Origin of the sequence: Floridaenema fluviatile BLCC-F154, from assembly GCF_041929135.1 — a bacterium.
Taxonomy (GTDB): Bacteria; Cyanobacteriota; Cyanobacteriia; order Cyanobacteriales; family Aerosakkonemataceae; genus Floridanema; species Floridanema fluviatile.
Window position 1 is genome coordinate 21,873 of the sequence record NZ_JBHFNS010000049.1, and the last position, 6,865, is coordinate 28,737.

Consider the following 6,865-nt stretch of genomic DNA (forward strand, 5'->3'; position numbering starts at 1 on the left):
GGTGCGTCAGAAGGAGATATTTTCCTTTCTATATCAGGCTTTACCGTCTGACGCACCCTACTGCCTAATAAGTGATTTAAATACGTAACAGCTTACTTCATTACACATTACTCATTACCCATTACCTAAAATGACACTTTTATCTTTCAATCTTTCAGAACTTAACGGCAACAACGGCTTTGCTCTCAATGGAATTAATCAGTTTGACTTTTCTGGGCGATCGGTTAGCAGTGCGGGAGACATTAACGGCGATGGTATTGATGACTTAATTATTGGAGCAAGTGGGGCCGATCCTAATGGCAATAATTCCGGGCAAAGTTATGTAGTATTTGGGCAACAAGGAGGATTTAATCCTAGTTTCAACCTCTCATCACTCAATGGCAACAACGGTTTTGTTCTCAATGGAATTAATGCAGACGATAGTTCGGGATACTCAGTCAGCGGTGCGGGAGACATCAACGGTGATGGCATCGACGATCTGATTATTGGTTCACCCGATGCCGATCCTAGTGGCGATCGTTCCGGTCAAATTCATGTAGTATTTGGACAGCAGGGAGGATTTAGCCCTACTTTCAACCTCTCATCACTAAATGGTAGCAACGGTTTTACTATTAATGGTGTTGCAGCTAACGCTTTGACAGGACTTGATGTTAGTGATGCTGGAGATATCAATGGCGATGGGATTGACGATCTGATTATTGGGGCAATTTTTGCCGATCCTAATGGCTTCGACGACGCAGGTCAAAGTTACGTAGTATTTGGACGACAAAACCAATTTAATTCCACTCTTAATCTCTCGGAACTCAACGGCAGTAATGGTTTTGCAATTAACGGCATTAGAAGAGGTGACTATTCAGGTAACTCCGTCAGTTCTGCTGGAGATATTAATGGCGATGGTTTTGACGATTTGATTATTGGGGCATACTTTGCCGATGTCAACGGTCAATCAGGTACAGGTCAAAGTTACGTGATTTTCGGTCGCCAAGGAGGATTTTCCGCCAATTTTAATCTTTTTCAACTGAATGGCAGTAATGGCTTTGCAATTAATGGGATTAATGCTGGGGACTATTCGGGATATTCGGTTAGTGGTGCAGGAGATGTTAATGGTGATGGTTTCGACGATCTGATTATTGGAGCTTATAACCCTGATGATAATGTAGGTCGGGCTTATGTAATGTTTGGTCGATCGGGCGGATTTAGCCGCAGTTTCAACCTAGCAAACCTCAATGGTAACAACGGTTTTACCATCAACGGTATTAATCCCGATGATAATTTAGGAGTTTCCGTTAGCAGTGCAGGAGATGTGAACGGCGATGGTATTGATGACTTAATTATCGGGGCAGATCAGGCCGATCCTAATGGTGACAATTCTGGTCAAACTTATGTAGTGTTTGGACAGCGGGGAACTTTTAGTCCTAACCTCAATTTAGCAGACCTTAATGGTAGCAACGGTTTTGCTCTTAACGGGATTAATCCGGGTGACAATTCGGGAGGTTCAGTGAGTGGCGCAGGAGATGTCAATGCTGATGGTATTGATGACTTGATTATTGGTGCAAGGTTAGCCTCTGTGAATGGTAATACTTTTGCAGGTCAAAGTTATGTGGTGTTTGGACGACAGGGAGGTTTTGTTCCCCTGGTGGATAACGCGATCGATGAAAATGATGGGGATTTTAGTGCGGGAGATGTATCTTTGCGAGAAGCGATCGCAATAGCCGGAAATGGTGCAACGATCGCATTTTCTCCTACTCTTTCTAATAGTGTTATCGCTCTTACTTTAGGGGAATTGGCGATCGATCGCAATATCACAATTCAAGGTTTAGGGGAAAACAATCTTACCATTAGCGGTAGTAATGAGTCGCGCATTTTCCGCATTGGTGGGAATGCAGAGGTAAACATTGAAGGGTTAACTCTTGCTAATGGTTTTAGTGATACTGATGGTGGTGCGATCGACAATCGAGGAATCCTCAATCTCAGCAATACCAACATCGGCAATAATTTTGCTTTAGATGACGGTGGGGGTATTAGCAATTTAGGAACATTACGCCTCACAAATACTACCATTAGTAATAACATTGCTGAAGACAAAGGCGGCGGGATTGTCAACTTGGGTGGGAAATTAGAAGCAAACAATAGCATTTTTAGTGGCAACGTTGCCACAGATGACGGTGGTGGTATTTTTAATTTAAATGGTACGCTGCAACTAATTAGTAGCACTGTTACTGATAATGCTGTTGATCATGGCGACGGTGGAGGTATCCGCAGTTTCCGAGGTACAACGACAGTTAACAATACAATTATTGCCGGAAATTTTGATACAGGTGGCGAAAGTCCAGATGTAGATGGTAACTTTACCAGTAACGGCTTTAACTTAATAGGAATTAGTGACGGTAGTAGCGGTTTTACCAATAATGTAAATGGCGATATTGTTGGTACTGGTTTAAGTCCGATCGATCCGCAATTAAGTGATTTACAAAATAATCATGCACCTTTGATTAGCAGTCCGGCAATTGATGCTGGAGATCCTAATATTACAGATAGCGATCGCTTCGGTACACCCCGTCCTCAAGGTGCAAATGTTGACATTGGCGCAGTAGAATTTCAACTTATTGATAATCTCACTGTTGATAATCTCATCGATGAATTAGATGGAGATTTAAGTCCGGGAGATGTTTCTTTACGAGAGGCAATTTTAGCAACAGCTGAGGGTGGAACTATTGACTTTGCTGACAGTTTAAGTGGAGGAACGATCGCTCTCACTCTCGGAACACTCAACCTTGATAAAAATCTTACCATTCAAGGACTAGGTGCAGATAATCTTACCCTTGATGGAAACAACACCTTCCGTATTTTCTCAATTAACACTAATGCGGAAATAAATATCAACGGTTTAACCCTTGCCAAAGGTGGTAATGCTATTACTAGAAGTTCTAGCAGTGCCATTTTTAATGAAGGAACTCTCAACCTCAGCGATAGTATCATTCGTGATAGTCAAGGAAGGTCTGGTGGTGGTATTAATAACGAAGGGTTCTTGAATGTTGTTAACAGCCAAATTTTCAATAATCAGGAAGTAAACGGAGAAGGTGGCAGTGGCATTCGTAACGTAAATACGGCAACCTTAATCAACACTACTGTTAGTAATAACTTAGGTAGCGGAATTTATAGCCGATCGTTGTTGACTATAAACAATAGCACGATTGAAAATAACACCGAGGATGGCATTCGCAATGATGCTTTGTTGAGAACAAACAACGTTACGATTCAAAATAATAGATTCAGCGGCATTCGCAATCGTGGTGATGTTTCTTTGCTCAATAGTACTATTAGCGGCAATCAATCAAGCGGTATTCTCAACGCTCTCACTCTAAGTGTTACTAATAGCACTATTAGCGGTAACGAGGCAAATTTTGGTGGTGGTATTAATAACATTTTGGGTGGTACTTTCACTCTTACTAATAGTACGATCGCCAACAACATAGCAAGGGTGTCTGGTGGTGGTATTATCTGGGGAAATGAACCAGTTAGTTCTCGCGTTAATACCCCCCAAATCGGTAATAGCATTATCGCTGGAAATATCAGTCCCCTTCTTAATACCAGCGATGTTGATGGCAATTTCATCAGTAATGGTTACAACTTAATTGGGATTGGAGATGATACCAATGGTTTCATAAATGGGGAGAACGGCGATCGTGTTGGCACAATTACTAACCCGATCGATCCGAGATTAGCTCCTTTGGCAGATAATGGTGGTGCAACATTAACTCATGCTTTACTTGCTGAAAGTCCAGCGGTAAATGCTGGAAGTAATGAGAATTTGCCTGTTGATAATCTAGATCTTGATGGTGATGGCGATACTGATGAATTGTTACCTGTGGATCAACGAGGATTCGATCGCATTCAAAATGGTTTTGTGGATATTGGTGCTTATGAATCAGACATCGAAACTCGTACTTTAGTTAGCGTTAAAGCTACAACTGCTGAAGTAAATGAAAATACAACTGATGTCGGTACTTATACTCTCACCCGCAGTATTAGCAACGATGAATTAATAGTAAATCTCAGCTTAGATGCAGATAATACAGCAACTTTGGGTGAAGATTATACTTTAGAAATTGATGGAACTCCGATTAATTCCAACAATTCTAATTTCAGCTTGACTTTTGCTAAAGGACAATCAGAATTATCTGTTAGCTTGATTCCTGTGGATGATATTTTCGCAGAAGATGCCGAAACTATTACCCTCAGTTTGAATGAAAGTTTGGATTATGCGATCGATTCTGCCAATAGCGCAACTGTTACTATTGCCGCCAACGATTTAACAGTGGTAACTAATACCAAGGACAGTGGAATTGGTTCTTTAAGGCAAGCCATTATTAATGCTAACAATAATCCTGGCACAGAAACAATTACCTTCGAGGGAGAAGTCTTTACAGATAATATCCCAGATACGATTACTCTCACCAGCGGCGAATTGCCAATTACTGACAGTTTAATCATTCAAGGTTTAGGAGAAAGTAACCTAGTTGTCAGTGGTAATAACAATTCTCGCGTTTTCAATGTTGATGATGGCAACAATAGTCAAATAAATGTCACTCTCGATGGATTAACAATTAGGGATGGCAATACAACCGGAAATGGAGGCGGCATTTTCAATCGAGAAAACCTGACTATTTCTAATAGTGCTGTCAGCAATAATACTGCTGTAAATGGTGGAGGAATTTCTACTAATAGCGGTACTCTGGATATTATCAATAGCAGAATTTTTGCCAATAAGTCTAATGAAGTTGGCGGTGGTGTTCAACAATTGGGAAATGCGATCGTTAACATCAATAACAGCATTGTAAATAGCAATCTTTCCACAGGTAACGGCGCAGGAATTGATATTAATCCCATGCCGGGAGGGTTTGCCTTTACTGTTAACGATAGCATTGTTTCTAATAATGTTTCTACTAACGGTGGTGGGGGTGGATTTTCTTTAGGTAGCAGTGCCTTAGTAAATGTGAATCGTAGCATCGTTAGAGATAATCAATCAATTATCGGTGGTGGTATTGCTAACCGTTTTAACGGTCAGTTGAATTTAACCAGAACGATCGTTGCTAACAATACTATAAATGCTAATTCTCTTTCTGGCGATCGAGATATTAGCGGCATAGCAAGCAGTGGCGGATTTAATATTATTGGCAATGGGACGGGATTGACGGGCATTACTAATGGCGTTAATGATGATATCATCGGGGCTGTTGTTTTTGGGGATAATTTGTATTTCCTCACTCCTACTGCAACTTCTTGGACTCAGGCGCAAGCGATCGCTCAATCATTCGACAGTAATTTAGTCACGATTAACGATGCAGATGAAAGTACATTTTTAGTAGGGCAATTTGGCATTCTACGTCCTTGGATTGGTTTCAATGATGTTGAAATAGAAGGACAATTTCAGTGGGTGAGTGGAGAACCAATTACTTTTACTAATTGGTCATTAGGAGAACCGAATAATGAGGGAACATTAGGGGAAGACTATGCCGAATTATTTACTGATGGTCGCTGGAATGATTTGCCAATTACCTCATTAAGACGAGGAATTGTGGAAGTTAATCCTAATGTATTTTCAAGTGCGATCTTTGCTACCGAAGCAACAATTTAACCCAGATTTTGCACCCAAAATTGTCACGCTGAGTCCCAAAGTCAGTACCAATTCCACGGCTAATAATTCTCTAACGTTTTGACTTTTGCGATCGCATACTCCAAACCAGTTGGCTTACTTGCGATCGCTCTCAATTTCCCAAAACCTGATTAATATTCACAACAACAACAGCACTCAAACTGGACTTACCGAATAATTTCCTCTGTTAATAAATGCTTCTTAGAGTGACACTGAAGAATTAAAATTCAGTTGTCTTACTCCCCTTTTTCAGTTGAGGAAATATTAGATTGAGCAAATTGCTTTTTAGCTGAAGCAAAAAATAGCAAAAACCTCAGTTTTTAGGCTGAGGCGGATTGGGAGAATTCCCATATTAGACGCGATTCACCTTAGTTAAAATCAAATAAATCCTTAGCTAACCCCAAAAGCAGTCAAGACTAACAGGGTAACAAACATAACTGCTACTGCACCTTGAAACAGATAACGCTGTTGCTGTTCTTGTGAAGGGTACTCAGCAAAGTAAACGGTGGGTTCAGTAGCGTAGTTGTTCAAAATGCCTTCTTCGTTAGTGGTGTACATTTGTTTCTCTCTCGCTCGTTTGTTTCCTTATGTAAATAAATGTAACGTTTTATTTACAATTTGTCAACAAATTAAATGAGTTATGCTATAAGTCTTGCTGGCTATAGTGATAAGCGTGGGCTATATGGCATAGAAATCGAACCTGGGCAAAACGATGTCCTGATTTTGGCAGTTAAAGTCGCGATACCTCTCACGACTCAGTATTGAAAGAATTTTTTGACCACCTGCGGCAGAAAGGACAGCGATCGGTCCTGCATCCGACCAAAATTTAAGTCTTTCCTGTTCCCCCCTTAACAAGGGGGGCTAAGAAAGAGCCAGACTTGTAACCAGCAACTTGAGTTAACTACAAGAATCAATCGACGACCGCTGAGAACTATTTAACTCTTGCGGTGAATGCAATTTTCCTGTCACCAAAGTTCCAAAACCAGGACGAATGCCAAGATAGCCCTTTTTATCTCAATGTCGCAAGAAGACTCCCGGTACAGCGCAGCTTACCGGGAGATGAATTGTTAAGCTGTTACGCATTAAAAAGTCATATTGTAGGGTGCGTCAGATTTAGATATTTTCCTTTCTATATCAGGCTTTACCGTCTGACGCACCCTACTCGTTAATAAGTGATTTAAATGCGTAACAGCTTAGCTTTTGTAGTTG

At 40.8% G+C, this 6,865-nt stretch carries 2 protein-coding genes; one reads left to right on the forward strand and one right to left on the reverse strand.

What is annotated here, in order from left to right:
• Positions 1 to 130: 130 nt before the first annotated feature.
• Positions 131 to 5,638 carry a choice-of-anchor Q domain-containing protein gene (locus ACE1B6_RS11870; protein WP_413257440.1) on the forward strand — a complete coding sequence of 1,836 codons (5,508 nt, stop codon included), beginning with the start codon at positions 131 to 133 and terminating at the stop codon, positions 5,636 to 5,638.
• A 408-nt stretch (positions 5,639 to 6,046) separates the two neighbouring features.
• Here the strand turns inward: ACE1B6_RS11870 and psb34 are convergent, their stop codons facing one another.
• Positions 6,047 to 6,214: a photosystem II assembly protein Psb34 gene (psb34, locus tag ACE1B6_RS11875; RefSeq protein WP_413257441.1), complete on the reverse strand. Its 168-nt coding sequence runs from the start codon at positions 6,212 to 6,214 to the stop codon at positions 6,047 to 6,049.
• Between the last annotated feature and the right edge of the window lie 651 nt (positions 6,215 to 6,865).